Origin of the sequence: Rubidibacter lacunae KORDI 51-2 (assembly GCF_000473895.1) — a bacterium.
GTDB lineage: Bacteria > Cyanobacteriota > Cyanobacteriia > Cyanobacteriales > Rubidibacteraceae > Rubidibacter > Rubidibacter lacunae.
In genome coordinates this window covers 1-21,050 of sequence record NZ_ASSJ01000083.1, presented here as the reverse complement: position 1 = coordinate 21,050, position 21,050 = coordinate 1, and the positions used below count along the sequence as shown (strand labels likewise).

General features: G+C 54.7%; 20 protein-coding genes, 1 tRNA gene and 1 other annotated feature. Of the genes, 12 read left to right on the top strand and 9 right to left on the bottom strand.

Annotated elements, in window-relative coordinates:
- Positions 1-399: 399 nt before the first annotated feature.
- From urtC to urtA, 3 genes are all read right to left on the bottom strand, one after another.
- Positions 400-1,566 carry an urea ABC transporter permease subunit UrtC gene (gene urtC / locus KR51_RS15995; RefSeq protein ID WP_022609168.1) on the bottom strand — a complete coding sequence of 389 codons (1,167 nt, stop codon included), beginning with the start codon at positions 1,564-1,566 and terminating at the stop codon, positions 400-402.
- Between the two features lie 119 nt (positions 1,567-1,685).
- Positions 1,686-2,849, bottom strand: coding sequence for an ABC transporter permease subunit (locus tag KR51_RS15990; RefSeq protein ID WP_022609167.1), 1,164 nt, complete (start codon positions 2,847-2,849; stop codon positions 1,686-1,688).
- A 196-nt stretch (positions 2,850-3,045) separates the two neighbouring features.
- Positions 3,046-4,374 (bottom strand): urea ABC transporter substrate-binding protein, encoded by a 1,329-nt coding sequence (gene urtA, locus KR51_RS15985; protein WP_022609166.1) that lies wholly within the window; start codon positions 4,372-4,374, stop codon positions 3,046-3,048.
- A gap of 357 nt (positions 4,375-4,731) precedes the next feature.
- On the opposite strand from urtA, the gene KR51_RS15980 reads away from it, so the two are divergent.
- Positions 4,732-5,889 (top strand): SpoIID/LytB domain-containing protein, encoded by a 1,158-nt coding sequence (locus KR51_RS15980; protein WP_022609165.1) that lies wholly within the window; start codon positions 4,732-4,734, stop codon positions 5,887-5,889.
- A 93-nt stretch (positions 5,890-5,982) separates the two neighbouring features.
- Here the strand turns inward: KR51_RS15980 and KR51_RS15975 are convergent, their stop codons facing one another.
- From KR51_RS15975 to thrC, 3 genes are all read right to left on the bottom strand, one after another.
- The gene (locus KR51_RS15975) at positions 5,983-6,417 is read right to left on the bottom strand and encodes a DUF2996 domain-containing protein (protein WP_022609164.1); all 435 of its coding nucleotides are present in this window, start codon (positions 6,415-6,417) and stop codon (positions 5,983-5,985) included.
- Positions 6,418-6,472: 55 nt separating this feature from the next.
- Entirely contained in the window at positions 6,473-6,748 is a 276-nt protein-coding gene (locus KR51_RS15970; protein WP_022609163.1) for a MoaD/ThiS family protein, read from the bottom strand.
- Between the two features lie 146 nt (positions 6,749-6,894).
- Positions 6,895-8,193 (bottom strand): threonine synthase, encoded by a 1,299-nt coding sequence (gene thrC, locus KR51_RS15965; protein WP_022609162.1) that lies wholly within the window; start codon positions 8,191-8,193, stop codon positions 6,895-6,897.
- 1,809 nt (positions 8,194-10,002) lie between these two features.
- Here thrC and KR51_RS15960 point away from each other — a divergent pair.
- The 8 genes from KR51_RS15960 to KR51_RS15925 all read left to right on the top strand — a co-directional run bounded on the left by KR51_RS15960 (position 10,003) and on the right by KR51_RS15925 (position 15,449).
- Positions 10,003-10,075, top strand: a tRNA-Trp gene (locus tag KR51_RS15960).
- A gap of 230 nt (positions 10,076-10,305) precedes the next feature.
- Positions 10,306-10,545, top strand: a complete 240-nt coding sequence (gene secE, locus KR51_RS15955) for a preprotein translocase subunit SecE (RefSeq protein WP_040656569.1) — start codon at positions 10,306-10,308, stop codon at positions 10,543-10,545.
- A complete protein-coding gene (gene nusG / locus KR51_RS15950; protein ID WP_022609160.1) occupies positions 10,545-11,174 on the top strand; it encodes a transcription termination/antitermination protein NusG in 630 nt (209 codons plus the stop codon). The genes secE and nusG overlap by 1 nt, the downstream gene beginning before the upstream one ends.
- A 6-nt stretch (positions 11,175-11,180) precedes the next feature.
- On the top strand, positions 11,181-11,609 hold the full coding sequence (gene rplK / locus KR51_RS15945; protein ID WP_022609159.1) for a 50S ribosomal protein L11: 429 nt from the start codon (positions 11,181-11,183) through the stop codon (positions 11,607-11,609).
- 258 nt (positions 11,610-11,867) lie between these two features.
- Positions 11,868-12,581 carry a 50S ribosomal protein L1 gene (gene rplA, locus KR51_RS15940; protein ID WP_040656566.1) on the top strand — a complete coding sequence of 238 codons (714 nt, stop codon included), beginning with the start codon at positions 11,868-11,870 and terminating at the stop codon, positions 12,579-12,581.
- A gap of 105 nt (positions 12,582-12,686) precedes the next feature.
- Positions 12,687-12,842, top strand: a sequence feature (ribosomal protein L10 leader region).
- Positions 12,843-12,917: 75 nt separating this feature from the next.
- On the top strand, positions 12,918-13,487 hold the full coding sequence (gene rplJ / locus KR51_RS15935) for a 50S ribosomal protein L10 (protein ID WP_022609157.1): 570 nt from the start codon (positions 12,918-12,920) through the stop codon (positions 13,485-13,487).
- A gap of 126 nt (positions 13,488-13,613) precedes the next feature.
- Positions 13,614-14,024, top strand: coding sequence for a 50S ribosomal protein L7/L12 (rplL, locus tag KR51_RS15930; protein WP_022609156.1), 411 nt, complete (start codon positions 13,614-13,616; stop codon positions 14,022-14,024).
- A 126-nt stretch (positions 14,025-14,150) separates the two neighbouring features.
- Positions 14,151-15,449, top strand: coding sequence for an ABC transporter substrate-binding protein (locus KR51_RS15925; protein ID WP_022609155.1), 1,299 nt, complete (start codon positions 14,151-14,153; stop codon positions 15,447-15,449).
- A gap of 588 nt (positions 15,450-16,037) precedes the next feature.
- On the opposite strand, the gene KR51_RS15920 is transcribed toward KR51_RS15925, so the two are convergent.
- Positions 16,038-16,574, bottom strand: a complete 537-nt coding sequence (locus tag KR51_RS15920; protein ID WP_022609154.1) for a COP23 domain-containing protein — start codon at positions 16,572-16,574, stop codon at positions 16,038-16,040.
- A 963-nt stretch (positions 16,575-17,537) separates the two neighbouring features.
- Between KR51_RS15920 and KR51_RS15915 the strand changes: the two genes are divergently transcribed.
- The 3 genes from KR51_RS15915 (at position 17,538) to KR51_RS15905 (ending at position 19,627) form a co-directional block, all read left to right on the top strand.
- Positions 17,538-17,741 carry a hypothetical protein gene (locus KR51_RS15915; protein ID WP_022609153.1) on the top strand — a complete coding sequence of 68 codons (204 nt, stop codon included), beginning with the start codon at positions 17,538-17,540 and terminating at the stop codon, positions 17,739-17,741.
- Positions 17,742-18,394: 653 nt separating this feature from the next.
- Positions 18,395-19,120, top strand: coding sequence for a biliverdin-producing heme oxygenase (locus KR51_RS15910; protein ID WP_022609150.1), 726 nt, complete (start codon positions 18,395-18,397; stop codon positions 19,118-19,120).
- A gap of 141 nt (positions 19,121-19,261) precedes the next feature.
- Positions 19,262-19,627: a DUF5615 family PIN-like protein gene (locus KR51_RS15905; protein WP_022609149.1), complete on the top strand. Its 366-nt coding sequence runs from the start codon at positions 19,262-19,264 to the stop codon at positions 19,625-19,627.
- Between the two features lie 70 nt (positions 19,628-19,697).
- Here KR51_RS15905 and KR51_RS15900 read toward each other — a convergent pair whose 3' ends face one another.
- Complete coding sequence (locus KR51_RS15900) at positions 19,698-20,471, bottom strand: pentapeptide repeat-containing protein (protein ID WP_022609148.1); 774 nt, start codon at positions 20,469-20,471, stop codon at positions 19,698-19,700.
- Positions 20,472-20,770: 299 nt separating this feature from the next.
- Positions 20,771-21,050, bottom strand: a 280-nt coding sequence (locus KR51_RS15895; protein WP_022609147.1) for an IS256 family transposase, incomplete at its 5' end; no start/stop codon positions are given.

Genomic DNA, 21,050 nt, shown 5'->3' with positions numbered 1-21,050 from the left:
TGGAGAGCTTGTTTGCGAAGCTTAAAAACGAGCTGGTGTATTAGACCGACTCCCTCAACAATGAGGAAGCAAAGTCCAAAATCTTCGAATAATCGAGAGGTTCTACAATCGGCAGCGATAGCACTTGACCCTGGTCTCCGCAACGCCCGCGAACTTCGAGCAAGCCGCACAAGCGACTTAACTGAACTGTCCACTAAACCTTGGCATGACCACGCCTGTGCTACTGTCAGTAGTTGACTTGGAGCCCTGTTTTGCTTCCAAGAAAGCTCGGGATAGACATGACAACGAAATCTGGTTTTCCTGTACTCGCCCTCTGAGCAGTCATGCATGACTGCATGCAGTTTTCAGAGATATGTCAGTCAGCATGAGTCCCCAAAAAAATCAACAACTCTAGCTTGCCTATCCGACCTCTTCACGTTCCTTCTGCACAACTGGATTGGCGTCCACTTCGGGATAAGCAATGAGGCGCCGCGAGCCAGTGATTCGCGATCGCAACTCCGTCCACCCCGTGTCTCGGACCCAACCGACGACACCCTGCGGCAGAACGGTCACGACGATGAGAAATAGAGCGCCCTGAAAGAACGACCAAATTTCGGGAAACTGTTCGCTCAATAAACTTTCGGCATAGTTGACCGCAACTGCGCCGAGAATCGGACCAACCAGGGTCGCGCGCCCGCCGACAGCTACCCAAATCACCATCTCGATCGAGAAGGGGATTTCCATGGCTGCAGGCGTAATGATCCCAGACTGGACCGAGTACAGCGCTCCGGCAATGCCCGCGATCGCCCCAGACACGGCAAACACCAATACCTTGTACCCCGTCGGGTTGTAGCCCGAAAAGCGTACGCGACTTTCGTCATCGCGTAAGGCAATAAGCAGCTGTCCAAAGCGACCGCTAGTCAACCACCGGCAGAGCAAGTAAGTACCGGTCAGAAAAAGCACTGTTGCCACGTAAAACGCGAACTGCGCCGAGTCCGAACCAGCAGCGACTCCAAAGATTAGGTCGGTATCGGTTTTGAGGCCGTTCGTGCCGTTGATGAGCTTTTGCTGACCGTTGAAGAAGTTGAAAAAGACCAGCAGCGCTGCTTGGGTCAAAATCGAAAAGTAGACGCCGCGAATGCGGTTGCGGAAAACGAGATAGCCGAGCAGTCCGGCCACGACCGCTGGCACCAGGAAGGCCGCGATCGCTGCAATTGGGAACGATCGAAAGGGTTCCCAGAAACCAGGCAGCTCGTAAACACCGTAAAGCGTAAAGAATTCGGGGATTTCGCCCTCTGGAAGCTGCAGGTTGATATGCATGGTTAAGGCATATCCTCCTAAGGCGAAGAAAATGCCGTGACCGAGGCTGAGCAATCCGGTGTAGCCCCAAATCAAATCGATCCCGAGTGCCACGATCGCTAAGGCCAGAAAACGTCCGAGCAACTTCAGCCGGAATGCTGACAGCAGAGCCGGCATCGCGAAAATCAGCACCAACACAATTGCCGCGATCGCGATCGCCTCGATCGCCAGTCTCTGGCGCTGCTGGCGTTTTCGCGCTCGTGCCTTCAGCGTCACTCCTTCTAACATGCCTGACTCCCCCGAATGCTATGCAGCGTCGACCTAGCGATCGACTCAGTAATCCAGTAAATTCAGCGCGCGGTCTAGCAACCAATCCGGCTGCTAGATGCGGCGCGTGATGAGGGCTGCTACGCATCAACCGTACGCCCTTTCTGCGGGAAAATGCCCGACGGCCGAAACTGTAAGAACCCCACGATTGCAGCAAACACCATTACTTTCGCCATACTGGTCGTGGCAAAAAACGTAAAGAAGTCGGTCAGCGGTTGCAGTGCGGCAATCGAGGAGGACAGCAGCGCTAGGGTGCCGGAGCCGATGAGATAGTTGAGCGTGCCGATCGCCAAAGCCGCCACGATCGTCCCGACAAGTTTGCCGACACCGCCGACCACCACCACCATGAACGTATCGACGATATAGTTTTGACCGACGTTAGGACCCACAGACCCGAGCAAACTAATAGCAACGCCGGCCAGTCCAGCCAACCCAGACCCGAGCGCAAATGTAAGGGCGTCAACCGTACGCGTCGGGATCCCCAAACAAGCACTCATGTTGCGATTCTGCGTAACCGCACGAATGCGCAAGCCCCAGCGAGAGCAATTCAGAAACCAATAGGTTCCCACCAAGCAAGCAATCGTTAACGCAATGATAAACAGGCGTGCGGAAGGCAATTGGAAATCGCCGAGAGGGATGCCGCCCCGCAGCCACTCCGGCGGAGTTACATCTACGTTGCGCGCGCTAAACCACGGTCGCGCCCAGGTTTCGCCGCCCCCTGCTGCGATCGCCCCAGCACCCACGGCAATCGCGCCCGAGAGGACCGAAAGTATCGCGATCGCCCAGTTGCGTCGCTGCACCAGGGCAGTTTGTCGTTGTAGCACCCACAGCCCGCCAAACAATAGCAGGCAAAACATCGCGATTCCGAGGGCGATCGCCCCATTGGCGCTGCGGACGAACTGACGCAAAATCAAGCTCACGCCCCAGGTCGCTAGCAACGTTTCCAGCGGTCTTCCGTATAAAAAGCGAATCACCCCGCGTTCGAGCGCCAACCCGATTGCTGCCGTAACGATAAACGCGATCGGCAACGCGATGATGATGTAAGCGGAATACCACGGGTCGCCCAGGGGCTTGCAGACGTTTTGAACCACGAACGTGACATACGCACCCAGCATCATGAATTCGCCGTGGGCGAGATTGATGACGCCCATCAACCCGAACACGACAGCCAAACCCAGCGCTGCCACGAGCAAAACCGCACCGATACTGAGTCCGTTGAAAATCCCTTCAAATAGCGGTAGCACTTGCTGCCCTCACATCTGCCGCCTTCTAAACTTATTCACTTCTCCTGCACTGCCGAACGCTGGCAACGTTTGCACCGAACGTTCGGCAAGATCGTCGCTCGACCCGGCGTTTGCCCGACCGGTCGAAACACTCAGGGGCGAACTGCCGCCCACGCCACGCGATCGCCCGGTCGGCGATCGCGCGTTTCGGAAGTGCCTAGGCTTCGACCTGGTATTTCCCACCCTTAGCCGGGTCGGTCCAGTCGCAGCCAAAGCCCTTCGTAGCCGGCACGAACTGGTTCCACGGCAGTGGTTCGACCGGACCGTCGGTTGCAAAGACGATGTCGAACAAGCCATCCTCGCGCACCTGCCCGATTCGAACCGTCTTGGAGATATGGTGGTTGGCATTCATCGTCACCAGCCCCTCGGGCGCATCGAACTTCTGTCCGACGGCTGCCGCCCTCACCGCTTCGAGGTTGTCGGCCGTACCGGCTTGCTCTACCGCCTGCTTCCAGAGGTAGACCATGATGTACGCCGCTTCCATCGGGTCGTTGGTCACTCGATCTTGGCCGTACTCGTCTTTAAATGCTTTCACCCATGCTTCGTTGACCGGCGATTCGACAGTCTGGAAGTAGTTCCACGCAGCGTAGTGTCCTACCAGGAACTCCGGTCCGATTTGACGAACTTCTTCTTCGGCGATGCTCACCGACATCACGGGATACTTGTCGGGCGTCAGTCCCGCTCCTTGCATCTGCTTGAAGAACGCCACGTTACTGTCGCCGTTGAGGCTGTTGAAGATGACGCCACCATCGGGCAGGGCGGCTTTGATCTTGGTGATGATCGGTGTAACCTCGGTGTTGCCCAAGGGCAAATAGTCTTCACCAACCGTCTCGCCACCGAGAGCGTTGAGTTGCTCTTTGATGATGGTGTTAGCAGTACGGGGGAAAACGTAGTCCGAACCCACCAAGAAGAATTGGTTGCCCTTGTTTTCCAGCAACCAGCTCACAGCAGGCTCGATTTGCTGATTGGGTGCCGCACCCGTGTAGAAAATATTTTTCGAACACTCCTGACCCTCATACTGCACTGGATACCAGAGCATGTGGTCTTTGGATTCGAACACGTCCTTGACAGCTTTGCGGCTAGCAGAGGTCCAGCAACCAAAGATCGTGACGACGTTATCCTGGTCGATCAACTTTGTTGCCTTCTCAGCGAACGTCGGCCAGTCCGAGGCACCGTCTTCGGTAATGGCTTCGATCTGCTTGCCGAGGACACCCCCTGCTTCGTTGATTTCCTTGATTGCAAGCTTTTCAGCTTCCACGACGGTCGTCTCGCTGATTGCCATCGTGCCGCTCAAGGAGTGCAGGATGCCAACTTTGATCGTGTCGCCACTACCGCTAGCTGCATCGGGTGCTCCTGAAGCGGTGCCGGATTCGCTGCCAGGAGCAGCTTGCTCGCCGTTTCCGCAAGCTTTGAGCAGGAAGCTCGTTCCCATTGCTGCCGAACCATAGATCAAAAACTTCCGCCGACCCAGTCTTCGCCATGCCATACGTCTCTTCAAACCTCGCTAATATAATCGCGCGGAGCGCCGCTCCATTTGGCATCAGGATGATAAGGCGTGGATCTCGCTCAATTTGTATAAATCGATACAAATTCATATGGGCGGTCGTGAAAAGAGGGCATTTTCTATGAATTTTCACCGAAAAGAGCGCTTTTTCAGGGGAGATTGCTGGGAACTCTTAGGTATCATTGCGAGTCAAAGCCACCGCTAAGAATGCCTACTGGCGTTGCCTGCCGCTGACATGATACAAATACATCAAAACGGATTTGTTCGGTGACAACTCCTGATGCTTCACGATCGCGGGGGCTGATTGTCGACCCAAATTGGTGTTGAGGAGCGTACGTAGTGAATCTCTGGAAGCTGCTATACGATTTCCGAGCACGTCTAAGTGGTTTGCGCGTGCTCGTCCTGCAACGCTCGCTCGGTTTGGCATTGTTGGTCTGGTTGGCGAGCGCGATTGCCGCGGAGGCAGCTGTGGAGTTGCGCGTCGGCATTCGGCAGGGCGCGTCTCGCGTGCGCGTCGGGAGTTCGACGTCAGCGACTGTCCGTGATGGGTCCGGGCGCGCCCTCGGTCAGCTCGATGCGATGGGAGCCTTTCATGCCGAATCCGGTGGCGGCGGCTTGGTGCTCGGGCAATGGCGGGGGGGCGAGTTGTGGGTTGAGCCCCATAATGGCGGCTTTGTCTGGATTGGCGATCGCTGGTATCGCGGTCGAGTGCGGTTGCTGGGGAACGCTAGCGGCGTCACGGCAGTGAACTACGTCGACATCGAAGCGTATCTCTACAGCATAGTTGGGGCGGAAATGGTGGCAAGCTGGCCGCTCGAAGCCCTCAGAGCTCAAGCAGTTGCCGCACGCTCCTACGCACTTTATCAGCGCTCGCAAGCGCACAACCAGTTATTCGATATAGGGACGACGACGCTGACGCAGGTCTACCGCGGTGTGTCGTCGGAAGCAACGACCACGCACCAAGCAGCGGACAGCACGGCCGGACAAGTTCTGACTTACGACGGTACGGCGATTTTGGCGGCCTTTCACTCGTCCTCCGGCGGTCACACCGAGGATGTCGAAGATGTGTGGCTCACACCACTGCCTTATTTGCGCGGTGTTGTCGATTACGACCAAACCTCGCCTGAGTTTCAATGGACGAAGACTTTCTCCAGTGGCGACCTGACGCGGCGGATCGGTGGCGTTGGCAATATCCAACAGTTCGTCCCCGAGCAAACTACGCCACGCGGCCGCATCGTGAGGGCGAAAATCGTTGGGGATTTGGGCACGAAGCAGCTTTCAGGGGAAGCTCTGCGGAAGGCTCTCGGCCTCAAGAGCACCCTGTTTCGGGTCATGCCGAACGGCAGTCAGTTTTATGTAACCGGTCGCGGCTTCGGGCATGGCGTTGGCTTGAGCCAATGGGGGGCGTTTTACCTCGCACAGCAGGGTGTCAGTTACCAGCAGATATTGGGACATTACTACCAGAATGCCCGACTAGTACAGCTTGAGCTGAAGTAGTACAAACGGCGCTCGTGAGATGTAATGCTCGACTGCAACGGGTCGGTCCCGCAAAGGGGGGTCCGTTCTGGTTGGCTTGAGAGCAAGCTTCAATCAATTGGGTGACAGCCACTTCTGACCGTTGAGGCGCTGCATAACGTAAAGCACTAACAGCCCTAAGGTTACCTTGCGCTCGTCGATCATGAAAGACTCAATCTCGCTCGGTTGTGTCCCACCAGATGCATGTGTAAAGATTTTATTCCCCACTAGGTTGCTATCGAGGAAGTAGAGGCCGAAGCGGCGATCGCCACCGTTCCAGTTGCCGAGCAAGTACTGACAGCGATCTTCTTCTGGGTCCGCACCGTCGAACGGCAGCACGCCTTCGACGAACTCGAGGTCGACGTTCTCGATCCCTTCTGCTCGAAACGCATCCCGCAGAGCTGGGATGAGGTGCTCGGCAGCAAATTCAGGAAGCGGCTTATTTTCAATAGCAGGTGGCTTTTCTTTCTTGGCAGCTTTTGCTGTAGGTTGCTTTGCCTCTTCAGCCATGATTTGCTACTCGGTCGTAAGGTTTGTTTTAGCGTAGCAGCGATCGCGATCGCTGCTAGCCCCCAGCCACTGCCGGGACGATGCTGACTTCGTCACCGTCGTTAAGCGCGGTTTTTTCGTTGTCCAAGAAGCGAATGTCTTCGCTGTTGACGTAGAAGTTGAGGAAGCGACGCGGCTTGCCGCTGTCATCGCAGAGACGTGCTTTGATACCCGGGCAGGCTTGCTCTAGAGCGTCGATTAGCTCGAGGATGTTTGCCCCCTCGACTTCGATCGTGGCGCGATCGCTGGTGAACTTCTGGAGAACGGTCGGGATTAGGACTGTTACGGCCATCGTTGGATCCGGGTGCGTGAACTGCGTACTGGAAGCAATGCGTCAAACTGCGGGCGACGCACGGGGCGATCGCCGAGCAACCGGTTGCGGATCGCTGGCTCTGCGCGATCGCCCCGCAACCGGTTGCGTTCGGATAGTAACCGAAACTAGACGAGCACCTGCTGCCATTCCAAGCGATCGAGAGTGCGGGAGCGCTCGAGGGCGCGCTCGAAGCTGTCGAGTTTTGGCTCGATCGTCAGCGGCTCGCCGATGTAGCCCTGGACGGCTTCTTGGGTTTTGAGTCCGTTGCCGGTGATGTAAACAACTGTCGTTTCGTCGGGGTCGATTTTGCCTTGCTCGACGAGCTTCTGCAGAACGGCAATGGTCGTGCCACCAGCTGTTTCGGTGAAGATGCCTTCCGTTTCGGCAAGCAGCTTGATACCGGAGATAATTTCGGCATCGTTGACGGACTCGATGTTACCACCGGTTTTCCGAGCCACGTCGAGAGCATAGGGACCGTCAGCCGGATTGCCGATCGCGATCGATTTGGCAATGGTCTGCGGCTTGACTGGCGTGATGAAGTCGCGTCCTTCTTTAAAGGCTTGAGCGATCGGAGAGCAACCCTCAGCCTGAGCACCGCTGCAGCGGACGGCCTTGTCAGCAACCAATCCGACTTTCACGAATTCTTGGAAGCCTTTGTAAATCTTGGTAAACAGCGAGCCGGATGCCAGCGGAGCGACGATGTGATCGGGGAGCTTCCAGCCGAGTTGCTCGGCAACTTCAAAGCCTAGGGTTTTGGACCCTTCGGAGTAGTAAGGGCGCAGATTGATGTTCACGAAGCCCCAGCCGTAGGTATTAGCAACTTCGCTACAAAGGCGGTTGACTTGATCGTAGTTGCCTTTAACCGCCATCACGGTTGGGCTGTAGATCAGCGTGCCGAGGACTTTCCCTGCTTCCAGGTCGGCAGGGATAAATACGCAGCAGTCGAGACCGGCATGAGCGGCGATCGCGGCCGTAGAGTTGGCGAGGTTGCCGGTGCTGGCGCAAGAAACCGTAGAGAAACCGAATTCGCGCGCGCGGGTTAGCGCAACAGAAACCACCCGATCCTTGAAGCTCAGGGTGGGCATGTTGACGGCGTCATTCTTGATGTAAAGCTCTTTAAGACCCAGGCGACGAGCAAGACGCGTGGACTTCAGCAGCGGCGTCATACCCGTACCAACATCAATCGGGTTTTCGCTGGCAACGGGCAAAAACGCGCGGTAGCGCCAGATGGAATTTGGACCGGCAGCAATGCTCTCGCGGCTGACCTGACGGCGGATAGCATCGTAGTCATAGTGGACTTCTAGCGGCGCAAAGGTTTCTTCGCACACGTGGATCGGCTTGAGGTCGTACTCGACGCCGCCTTCCTTAGAGACCAATTTAGTAAAGGTAGCTGTTTGCTTCGTCGCCGGAATTGCCTGGGTCATAGTGGAATGTTCCTCGCTCGCTGCCGCTTCTACATCATTGCGCCAGATGCTAACACAGACCAAAACCACAGTCAAATAAACCCGACTTTTTTGGTCGGGTTTGATTTTGGTGGGTTTTTCGTCCTCATTTATAGGTCTTGTCGGTTTAGCCTGCGTTCGGTTAGTGAGTTGGATGGTCCTGGCAGGCTATAACTTCCGAGCCAAAGCGGAGATAGTTAAGACACCCGGGTAAAAATGGTTGCGGAAGCTTTTGTATTGATGGGTTCCGTGATGGAAGTCTCGTTAAGCTGCTGTTCGTTCTACAAATTGGCAGTATGAGCTTCACGTGCTTTATAGCAGTGATGGGCTGATTCGGGTATAATCGCGAGCCAATCTGATACGCCCAGTGGCTCACATCCTAGGACCGATAGCGAGTGACCCCGCCTCAATGCTCTTGTTGGTGTCGACCTCCGCGTTCGGAATCTCGCGTCTGCCACACCCTCGGCATTGGTCGCTGCACCCTCGGCGACTGGCTCACAGGACTCCAAACCTAGGCTCGATCGCTCCATCTGAATTTATTTGGCGCAGCCAAAAATCAATGGTTAGGACCTCTCGCGCTACTTTGCTGCCTTACACGGGCAAGTAGCCAAACAGCTCCTGACCCAGCGCTGGTCCCAGCCGATCGACAATCGCACTGTTGACAGAGTCTTAAAGAGAATCGCCTTCACTTAAAAATAGACCTTCCGCTATCTGAACCCAACTCGTTGTGTTTGCTGAGGGGAACTTGTCACCGTGGGAGTTGTGGTAGTGGGAGTACGATCGCGCTTCCACTCTCAAAGAGGCTGCTTGAAAATTCAACTTACGTGAAATCGGGCACATGCATCACGACAAGAGAGCGGGACTTTTGGGACTTGTTTCAGGGTCGCCCAGGGTAGCCCGAAACCCGCTTGACCCTTTTTAAACAGGCTCTACGAGAAGGTATTGCAGTGGATAAGGCAATTTTTAGTTTTCTCGAAACAATAGCATGACTTACTTAGTGCAAGAGGAAACAAACTTAAAAGAGAGGAATAGATCGTTTTGATAAGAGAACTAGAATGGGCTCGACTCAGTCAAAAATGGATGCGTCCCATTACGTAGATGCGGCTCGACTCTAGGTCCCTACTTTACTGAGACCATAAGTAAGGACTTCGACCTCGTTCACTTACTATAAATACCAAAAATAGTGCAAAACTAGTTCCATAACCTAGAACCTTACGCAGAACTTATGTCGTGTTTCACTTTGATTGTGATATTCCATCTTTAAGCTTGGAAGAATATTTCAGCAGAACCTCACGAGATGCAAAAGAAAGAAAAGCTGCCTTATTTAATCCGCAATCCATAAAGTACTACAGAATCAATTTGTATAGAGAAATTATAAATTGTGAGCATTGAAATAAAATTGCGGCATTAAAAGTAAAGGAGCTATCCGTGGACGCGCTGGGCAAGTACAGCTATGCTGGCGTCATATTAAAGGTGTTCGCTGGCAAGCCTTCTCCCGAACGTGCGCGCATTATATTTTCGACACCTACAAAACCCCGATCTTGATAGATAATTTGGATAACAAAGCCATCCAAAACCAGGCATTTTTGTCAATCCAGCGTTCCAGAGCTTGACAGATCCCCCGTCCTAGTAAAGATTTTAAGTGGCACGCATGTTGACACAATGGGATGTTTGTGCATACACTTGAAGACCGGGCGCAAGTTCCTTATGCCCTCAATCAAGTCTGTCTGGGTGACATCTGTATGGGTAAAATGGGTGTATACAAATTATTACAATCGTGAAACCTAGTCTGCGTCCTTAGTTCAGCTGGTAGAACGCAGGTCTCCAAAACCTGATGTCGGGGGTTCGAGTCCTCCAGGGCGCGCTTCGCGATTCTGAATATCATGTAGTTCAATTCGCCTAGCAGGTTCTGGCGCTGAGAGCAAATGCAACTAGCGAGCAGGCGTGGCCTATGTCCAGATTCCCGGGCACTGTATCACCCGATGGACGTGCGATTGTATGAGGGAGAGAGCGGCGGTGGCCAAGAAGGACAAAAGTAAAGAGCGGCCGGTCAAAGCCCAGAAGCAGCAGGCTTCGAAGCCAAGCGGTAGCTCTGTGAAGAATAGCACTGCTAAGAACGGTAAAGAGGTCAAGCCGAAAGCAGAGTCCGCAGGTGGGTTCGATCTCGTCAAGTTTTCTAAAGAAACCCAGGAGGAGCTGGCAAAGGTAGTTTGGCCCAGTCGCAAGCAGCTGGTTAGCGAATCTGCAGCAGTGATCCTGATGGTGACCTTGGTGGCTACTTTGATTTACTTTTTTGACAACCTCTTCGCTTGGATTTCCGGGAAGGTGTTTTGATGAGTTTCGCTGCCGAACAAGCAGATGCAGCACGCGAGAGTAGTGAAGGTGAAGTCACGACTCCAGCATTTCGTCCGCGCTGGTATGCCGTGCAAGTAGCATCGGGCTGCGAAAAGCGCGTGAAAGCAAACCTCGAGCAGCGGATCTTGACACTGGATGTTAGCGATCGCATCCACGAGATCCAGATCCCCCAGACCCCCATCGTCAAGGTAAGGAAAGATGGCACGCGCGCCCACGGGGAAGAAAAAGTTTTCCCAGGCTATGTGCTCGTGAAGATGGCGATGGACGATCATGCTTGGCAGGTGGTTAAAAACACCCCGCATGTCATCAATTTTGTTGGTGCCGAGCAAAAACGTCCTTACGGACGCGGACGCGGACATGTAAAGCCTGTTCCGCTCAGTCCGGCAGAAGTCGAGCGCATTTTCAGGCAGACCCAAGAGCAGGAGCCCGCCGTACAGGTCAATATGGAGGTGGGCGACAAAATTGTGGTTTTGTCGGGTCCGTTCAAGGATTTCGAAGGCGAAGTTGTTGAAGTTAGCTCAGAACGCAGCAAGCTGAAGGCGTTGCTCTCGATCTTCGGACGCGAGACACCTGTTGAATTGGAATTTACTCAGGTCGAGAAACAGTAATAGCAAATGGCACGTAAAAAGGTTGTCGCGCTCATTAAGTTAGCGCTTCCCGCCGGTAAGGCAAATCCAGCTCCTCCTGTTGGTCCGGCCCTCGGTCAGCATGGCGTCAATATCATGGCATTTTGCAAGGAGTATAATGCCAAAACATCCGACCGGGCAGGGCTGGTCATTCCCGTTGAAATTTCGGTTTATGAGGACCGTAGTTTCACGTTCGTCCTAAAGACGCCCCCTGCTTCGGTTCTTTTGTGTAAAGCAGCTGGGATCGAGCGCGGGTCCGCCCAGCCGAATAAAGAGACAGTCGGCACCGTCACTCGGGATCAGTTGCGCGAGATCGCTCAGACCAAGTTGCCCGACCTCAATGCTAACAACGTCGAAGCCGCAATGCGCATTATTGAGGGAACCGCACGCAACATGGGAATTGCCGTCCAAGGCTAGGGACTCGATCTTTGCACGCGCGGTACTGATTTCTTTTTACGATGCTTTCATGAAAGAAGGTCCGATAATTGACGGGTTCCAGTTTTGTGAGAGCGTGAACGGGAGAAAGGAACTACCACTTCTACGAGGTTGAGGTGGCTTAACTCGCCGAGTAGCTTATGGCAGCTTCCATACTCCTTAAGTTATCCTTGTGAATGCTCGCTAGACAATGATTTTGGGGAGAGGTTTGACCCTCGCTAGGACCCAGGGAGATATTCAGTGCCAAAAAAACTCTCGCGTCGCATGCGCGAGTTGATGGATAAGGTCGAGCCCCGACCTTATCAACCTCATGAAGCGCTGCAATTGCTCAAGGACACGGCAACTGCCAAGTTTGAGGAAACAGCTGAGGTCCACGTGCGCCTCGGTATCGATCCGAAGTACACCGACCAGCAGCTCAGAACGACGGTGACTTTCCCAAAGGGAACCGGGCAAACCGTTCGAGTGGCGGTAATTACACGTGGCGAGAAGGTCACAGAGGCTAACGAAGGCGGTGCTGACATCGTCGGCTCTGAAGAGCTGATTGAAGAAATCCAGAAAGGGCGGATGGATTTCGACTTGTTGATCGCAACGCCGGACATGATGAAAGACGTGGCAAAGCTCGGGCGGATTCTCGGCCCGCGCGGTTTGATGCCATCACCGAAAGGCGGAACGGTAACTACCGATCTCGCTGGAGCGATTCAGGAGTTCAAGGCCGGAAAGCAGGAGTTCCGTGCCGATCGCGCTGGCATCGTGCACGTGATGTTTGGCAAGGCTAATTTCCCCGTTGACGATCTGCTTGTCAATCTCAAGGCATTGCAGGAGACGATCGATCGCAATCGTCCGTCTGGTGCAAAGGGTCGCTTCTGGCGTAGTATTTACGTTACGGCAACCATGGGTCCGTCAATTGAAGTTGATGTTAGTGCCCTGCGCGACCTCAAGCTCGACGAGATCTAAATTCCTTTCGAATGCTTGATTCGCAGCACACGTCAATTTCTCTTGAGTTGAGCTCGCAGATGCATTCCGAGTTGAAGAAGCCTTTGCCCTAGGCCTCAAATCCAATCAACAGATTTTTCAGTGCTGAAGACAGCAGGTGCCCCCGGGGCTTAAACATCCTGCCGAGGTTGCTGCTCTATGTTTCGCGATTGCCCCGTATGGGGGCTTCCGAATCGAAGCTGCTGGACCTCGGAATTCTCCGAGGTCTTTGCATTTGCAGCCGAGCTTCCCCGAACAGCTCGTTGCAGTTCAGATCGCTCGCAAACCTATCGCTCTAAATCGAGGAGGTGAAAAAGTGTGGGTCGTACGTTAGCTGAAAAGCAAGAACTCGTTGCCGGTCTCAAGCAAGAGCTGAGCGCCGCGCAGCTGGCAATTGTGATCGACTACAAAGGGCTGACCGTTGCAGAGATAACCGATCTGCGATCGCGTCTGCGCCCTGTGGGAGCCAAGTGCAAGGTGACCAAGAATACCCTGATGCGGATTGCTGTAGAAGGGAATACCACTTGGCAGCCGATGCAGGAGTTCTTGAAGGAGTCATCGGCGTTCATTCTCGTCCCGGACGACTTCGGCGGTGCAATCAAAGCTTACAAGGACTTCCAGAAGGCTACTAGCAAGACCGTCATGCGCGGTGGCGTGATGGACGGTCAGGCGCTGACTGAAAAGCAGGTTGATGCGCTGACCGAGCTGCCAACGAAGGAAGAGTTGATGGCACGCATTGCCGGCATGCTAAATGCAATTCCAACCCGAGTGGCGGTCGGAATCAACGCAGTTCCAACCAAGCTGGTCAAAGGCATCAACGAAGTACCGGCGTCGCTGGCACGCGCGCTGCAGGCAGTTGCCGCCAAAGACGAACAAGCCGACTCCTAGGGTCGCGAGTTCCCGCAACAGCATGACAATTGAACGATTGGGAAGGTGGTTCGCAACTGCCTTACCTACATTACCGGTTCCGATACGTTTTTTCGTTGTTTCTAAGAGTCAAAGAGGAGCTAGACCATGTCTGCAAAAACCGACGAAATTCTCGAACAGTTGAAATCGCTTTCGCTACTGGAAGCATCCGAGCTAGTCAAGCAAATCGAAGAAGCCTTCGGCGTTGATGCATCGGCAGCCAGTGGCGGCGGCATGATGATGATGCCGGGTGTCATGCCGGGCGCTCCGGGCGCTCCGGCGGCTGAAGAAGAAGCCGAGGAGAAGACCGAGTTCGACGTCGTGCTCGAAGAGTTCCCCTCGGACAAGAAGATTGCCGTTCTCAAGGTGGTCCGCGGGATCACCGGCCTGGGTCTGAAAGAAGCCAAAGAAATGGTGGAAGGAACGCCCAAGGCAATTAAGGAGGCGACAACCAAGGAAGACGCCGAAGAGACCAAGAAGAAGTTGGAAGAAGCCGGCGCGAAAGTCACCATCAAGTAGATGTGACACTACCCAACTCGCTGCTGCGAGTGGTTGTTGCGCGGGGTCAAGTTTGCTTGTCCTCGCGCTTTTTCATGGGAGTATCTGGTTGGTAACGATCGCACAGCCCATAGTGGGAGAGCCTAGATGAAGCAGCGGTCGCGTCGCTGGCAGACGATCGCGCAAAAGGTCGCAGCGATTTTTCTCTGTGCGTTGCTGGCGGGGTGCGGGCTCGTCCCGCGTAGCGATGTGGGAAACGGTCCGGTCCGGCTAATGCTATGGCACGGGATCAATCCGCCGGCCAATCGCGATGTATTGGCCGACCTGGTTGCAGAGTTCAACCGCCAACACTCGGACGTGCAACTGGAAGCGCGGTATATCGGACAGCCAGACGGACAGTTGCCTAAGATTCTGGCGGCGGTGGCGGGCAACGTCCTGCCAGATTTGTTGTGGTTTACGCCGCAGTTGACGGGGCAGCTCGTGACCTTGGGTGCGATCCATCCGTTGGACGATTGGCTGGAGCGATCGCGGTTGCGAGAAGCGATCGCTCCGGCACTATTTGAGTCGATGCAGCTTGACGGCCATTGGTGGTCGGTCCCTTTTGCTACGAATAATGCGGCAATCTTTTACCGACCGTCGCTGTTTGCCGAAGCCGGGATCGAGTCGCTGCCGCAGACCTGGGACGAGCTGGAAGCCGCCGCCCGGTGTTTGACCCGCGACCTCGACGGCGATGGGATCGCCGATCGCCACGGCATGATGCTTTCGCTCGGCAAAGGCGAATGGACGGTGTTTGCCTGGCTGCCGTTTGTCTTCAGTGCGGGTGGCGAACTGCTGGCAGACGGACAGCCGAACTTGCCCAATCCGGGGGCGATCGCTGCGCTCGACTTCGGAGCTAACCTCGTGGCGACAGAAGCAGCTATATTGTCGGCACCGGAGCGGGGGTATGAGCTTGACGCTTTCCTGAGCGGTCGAGTTGCCATGCAAATCACCGGTCCTTGGACGCTGGGACAGTTGAGTCAGCTTAAAGTGGACTACGGCGTCTTTCCATTTCCCCGCAAAGAACGGCGTGCAGCAGTTGTCGGTGGAGAAAATCTTTTTGTCACGGCGACGGTGCCGGAGCGGGAACGCGCTGCGCATGAGTTTTTGGCTTACGTTTTGAGCGAGGAGTTCCAGACGCAGTGGGCATTGCAGACGGGCTACTTACCCATCGCCAAGCGCGCGCGCGCAAGCGATGCGTACCAGCAATACTTGGCTGAAAACCCCGTGCTGGAGGTGTTTTTGCAGCAGATGGAGGTTGCCAGATCGCGTCCGATCGTGTCCGGCTACACGCAGATATCCGAGAACTTCGGGCGGGCGATCGAAGCAACACTGTTGGGCAAGCAGTCGGCAGAGGAGGCACTCCAAAAATCGCAGCGCCGCCTGGAGTTGATTTTTGCCGACCGCTAACCGCGATCGCGCGCTTCAAGAAAGCCCTTGGAGAGAGTGCCCGCAATCGTTCAGGACGAAGCGAACCGCTACATTTGGCTTTAGACTGGATTATTCAAGAACTCTTATGCGGAGACCCTAAACCTTTTACCGTGCAGGGCTTGCAGACTTTTTCGCTCAATGACATTACGTTTCTATACACTTAGATTCGAGCCTAGTCAGAGCAAGGGTTTGAGGCTTCGTCAAAAACTTCGTTAAGAATCCAGGCAAGCTAGGCGATCGCCTGGCTATTCCGGCTAAGTCTATAACATGCGTGCAGTTAGGGTTCTAAGCCTTGTAGCGATTACCCACAAGCTGAGGATATTGAGATCGCACAACGAGATAATGAGGTTTTCTAGGGCCCCGCAGACCTGCGGATTTTACTGGTCTAAAGATATTGGGAAAAGTCGGGTCAAGGGGACGACTATGGCAACCATGTTGAATCCAATATTAAAGAAAACAGCAGCTAGCGGGGCAGCTAACTGCTGTGAGAGCTCGAGGAAAACGTAGAGCCGGATTTGAAAGTGGCCGGGGGCGATCGCGCAATCGTCGCGACCGCCGAGGACGACACTAGAACGGTAGGAAGCCGAAGCCCAGACGCGCCTTAAAGTCGCCGCGCAATACCTGCGTCGTGCGGTCTTCCGGCTCCATGATGTTGTTCAGGGCAAATTGAGGGTTGCTTACATTACTGAACGAGAACAACACGCGACCTTCGCTGCAGCCGCTGTCTTGCTCCTGTTCCAAGCAGACGGTCGGTTCGCCGGCAACGTCTTCGGCAACAAGGGTCAGTTCGGCCAGCTCGCCGTTGTCGTAGTAGCTTTGCAACTTGCTCGCGACTTGCTGGCAAATTTGCTCGGTTTCTTCAGCCGAGGTGAAGTAGGCATCATCCCAGTTCAAAACGGGGCGGCTTTCCACGCTGCCGGAGCGATCGATCGATGCAAGGGTGACGGGTTGCCCGTCCACTTGGTCGCAGCTGAACGTAACAACAGCATCCTTTTCGCTTGCTTGTGCGATGGCATCGGTGGCAACGGGGTTAGCGATTGCAGAGCCTGCGCCAAGGGTCAGTGCAACGCCGATCGCGGATAGAAAGGCAAGTTTGGCGTTCATGAGGAGTAGCCTCCGTGTGGTGATTTAGACAATTGCTATTGATACTTGGTTCTGCACGATTTGGGAGCGGTCGCTTGTTAATGAATATATTGTTGCAACCCGCCTGCCGAAGCGCAGGAATCCAGGCCAAGTAATCTTGTGAGATTTTCCGCCGAAGTCATTAGTCACAAGGCTCCACGGTCATGTGAGGCGGATCTCGAGTTGGGCACGATCCTAATCTGTTGTTTTCATTTGTGACAAGTTTATTTCGAGCAGCTTCATGGGAGTTTTCGGCAATGACCTCGGAAAGTTCGATTGAGGTCAGCGCAATCGCTGTAAACCCCCATTTGACTTAGGTGAGGGCGAAGCGTTTGGGAGCAGCTCTGGGTTGCTTGCACGCTCCAAGTGCTATCTGGATTAACAATTTCAGCTGCCGGAAGCCAGATATTTCGAGCGATCGACCGCACTATTTACGCGGGCTTGTGCAATACCTATTGCGTTTCTTTCGCGACGCCTGACATGAAGATTAGGTGCGCGCGCTTCGAGCATCCCTCGGTTTGCATTCAGCACCGTCGCTCCGACACGCATGGGAATGCCGCGACCTCAACTAATTTAAGGATTGAGGAAACCTCATTGGCGGTCTGCCAGAAGTGGCTCGACCTTGGGTTGAGAACTGTTGGGTCGAGAAGATCAAAGTGGCCCTGACGCTCGATGCGATTGCACGTTTGCCAGTGCTCCCCCAAACACTGCCGATCTCGTCCGCACCCTCTTCAACGGACCGGGTATGTCCTATGTCTCAACGCGATATCTCCCTTGAAGCTCGGCAGGCGTGTAAATGTATTCTGGACTTGGCTGCAAGTGCGCAGGCAACTATAGCCCTCGAGCAACGAGCAGGCAAGGAACGAATCTACAGCTTGATTCGCGACGACGAGCTATTCGCACGCATGGCATTACATCCAGCAATTGCTGTCCAAAGCAACGACAATGTTGGGCGAGGCGCTATTGTTTGGAGGTTTTTCGTCTCACGTACTGCAGTTGGGGGCTACTTCAATGGGCACGCGCTTAGATTATCCAAACTGGTCGATTCAGTCGCCGTTGGCAATTAAGCCTGTGCTAGAAATGCAGGTAATTTGGCTGGCAGATGACTATACAGAAACCAATGGCGCCGCGATTTCTGCCGGGCATTGAAACCTGCGAGCGTCAGCCCTTCAAGAACAATGCTAACGCTAGGACGTTCGGGTTTCGGGACAGGTCGACAGTTGGTGCTATCTCACTGACTCTGCTGGCACGGTACCTCCACAAACGAAACCAGTACGGCACTCGTATCGCTGCTAGGCAACTACACGTCGCGCTAAATCGCCCGCTAGAAGATCGTCTTTTTGCCTCGATACCCGGGATGCGATCGCCTCTGAATTCGTCAATGCGCCACCTACTGCGTTTTTACCTCAAACCCCACACCCAGCCAATTCATCCTCTTTGGGAAAGAGGCAGTCGCGCAATGGTCCGAAGCCGCGACCGCAATTTCTGTCGTTTCACGAGCCTGTCAGACGCCCGGTCGGCATTGCTGGGTAAACAATCGTCGCAACGGCCCAACACATCGCTTTACGATTTTTAATAGAGGGCCTCATTATTTCGGTTTATCCTGTCAAATTGATGACTTTTTACATTTTTTTCGACGAACGGTTGTAACACGTGGCCTTCACGTAAGGTAAGGTCCTTGAGCTCGAATGGGCATGTTGCTCGTCGTGGCTGGGGAGCGACTACCCGAAACCGTTTGCTTGGAAACGCCCAACTGGGCTCGTTCTCTCGAGCTCGCTCACTTGAAAACTGGGACGCATAACATGACTGTGGATTTGGCAACCATGCTGCGCGAGGGGACGAAGAAGTCCCACACGATGGCGGAGAACGTCGGGTTCGTACGTTGCTTTTTGAAGGGCGTCGTCGAGAAAACGTCGTACCGCAAGCTAGTCGGGAACCTCTACTTCGTTTATTCGGCAATGGAAGAGGAGATGGCACGGCACGAGGCGCATCCAGTCGTTGGCAAGCTGCACTTCCCGGAGCTCGATCGCAAGCAAAGCTTGGAGCGCGATCTGACTTTCTATTACGGTGCTAGCTGGCGAGAGGAAATCGCGCTATCCCCGGCTGGCGAAGCCTACGTGCAGCGTATTCGCCAGCTCTCGGAAACGCAACCGGCACTGCTGGTGGCACACTCATACACGCGTTACCTCGGCGACCTGTCGGGCGGACAGATCCTAAAGGGTATTGCTCAGAAAGCCATGAACCTAGCCGAAGGTCAGGGTACGGCTTTCTACGAGTTCGAGGCGATCGAGGACGAGAAGGCCTTCAAGCAACACTATCGCCAGACGCTGAACGACCTGCCGGTGGACGAGCAAACGGCCGAGGCGATCGTCGAAGAAGCCAATTCCGCCTTCGGTGCGAACATGAAGATGTTCCAGGAGTTGGAAGGCAATTTGATTAAGGCGATCGGCATTATGCTCTTCAACAGCCTGACGCGCCGACGCGGTCGCAAGCAACCCGGCAGCACGGAACTAGTTGCGGCTGAGTAATCGTCGCCTTCCTACCATTCCGGCGTAACGTTTGTAGCGTTGGCACCTGTCGAACCCAGTTGGCTAGAGGCATTTAAGTCATCAGTCGACTGGGTTCTACTACAATTCACCTCGAACACCCGCTACCGGCACCGCCATCGAATGCTGACATTGCTAGTCGATAGTTGCGTGCCGGGCGAGGCGATCGCCGCCCTGGGCGCGGTCGGGTATGACGTCGCGTCGGTTCGCGACCGCCTGCCGGGCGATGCCAGCGATCTCACAGTACTCCGCTGCGCGCGAGATCTCGATGCCGTTCTCGTCTCCCTCGATAACGACTTCACTAACCTCGCCGCTTACCCACCCGCAAATTATGGCGGCATCATTGCCCTTCAGGTTCGCAACTTTCCTGAATACCTGCCGCAGCTACTAGAAACTCTATTGAGCTATCTGCAATCGCAGCCCGATCCCGAACATTATCGGGGCGCGTTGCTCTATGTGGAAGTGCCGCGCATCTACCGACGCGAATAAAATCCACAGCGGCGATCGGCTCAGTACTGAGCGCGATCGCCGCTGTCAGTTAAACGAGGTCGATTGCGCATTAAAAGAGTAGGGGTAAGAACTGCCCCAACATCGACACGATTCCACCAATTGCTTGCATTGGGTCCGGATCGCCTTCGTCGATTTCGCGCGGCGCGTTGGCATACTGCACGAAATAAAGCATTTTCGTTGCTGCCTGCACCCCTTTTTGATTGTCTTGGTCGATGAACAAGTCGATCGCCGTCTGCGCGTCCTGCATCGCGACGAGGTCGTCACCTTGACGGTAAAGCGCTACGCTCCGTCCGAGATATGCCGGCGCGAACTCGCTGTCGATACCCAGCGCGCGGTTGTAGAATTCGAGTGCTCCTGGGTAGTTACCGTCTTCAGTTTCAGCAACACCGAGCTGATAGTAGTATTCGGGGCTGATGGAATTGTCAGGGATGCCGATCGCTCCCTGTAGGTATGCCATCTCTAGGTCGCCGGGGTCGAAAGTGGCACCAACGAGATATGCATCGCGCAGGTCGGTGTTGTCCAACGACGCACCGGTCAGAATGGCATTTTGCAGATTAGCTCCATTCAGCGACGCGCCGCTGAGGTCGGCGCCGCTGAGGTCGGCACCGCTAAGAATAGCGCGGCTGAGGTTAGCATCTCGCAAATCCGCGCCCTGCAGTTGCGCGTGCGACAAGTTTGCATGGACCAAGCCCGTGCCCTGCAAATTACAAAGTTGGCAAGCTCGAGTCGAGAGCAGCTGATTAACGTGTTGCAAGTCTTCGGCACGGGTGACAGGCGCGACCCCGACCACAAACACTGCTGAAACCAGAGCAATGCGTTTCATTATCCTTACACCTACGCTGGATGAACCGGATTCAGTTCGGACTCAAAAAACCGAACTTTACAGACGGGGCACACCGGCCGCAACACGGGTACATAACCAGAAGCGAAACCGGGAGCTTAAGACCGAACGGGCCTGCGCTAGGAGGGCGAGTTAGGTTTAGGTAATCTTATCTGAACCCATTCATAGCTATATTGCCCATCCATAGCCCTATTGGATGAATCAACTTTACATCGTTTAACACCTAATCGGCACGGGAGCTAATGCGGGAGTGTCAAGTTTTTTGTGTAAGCAAGTAGACCTCAGTCGGTGAAGCACTCGGGATGCTGGATGGCAAATCGCGCTAGCGCCGCCTTCCAGTTCGCCAGTGGCATCGTCCATTTCTCGGAAATCTTCTCCAGCGCTAGGTAGAGCAACTTGAAGACCGCTGCCTCTGACGGAAATGACCCCTTGGTCTTCAATACCTTCCGCAACGAGTCGTTCAGCGATTCAATCGCGTTGGTCGTGTAAATCACTCGCCGGATTTCCGGCGGGTAATCGAAGAACGGGATGACTTGCTCCCAATGCCGCAACCACATCGCG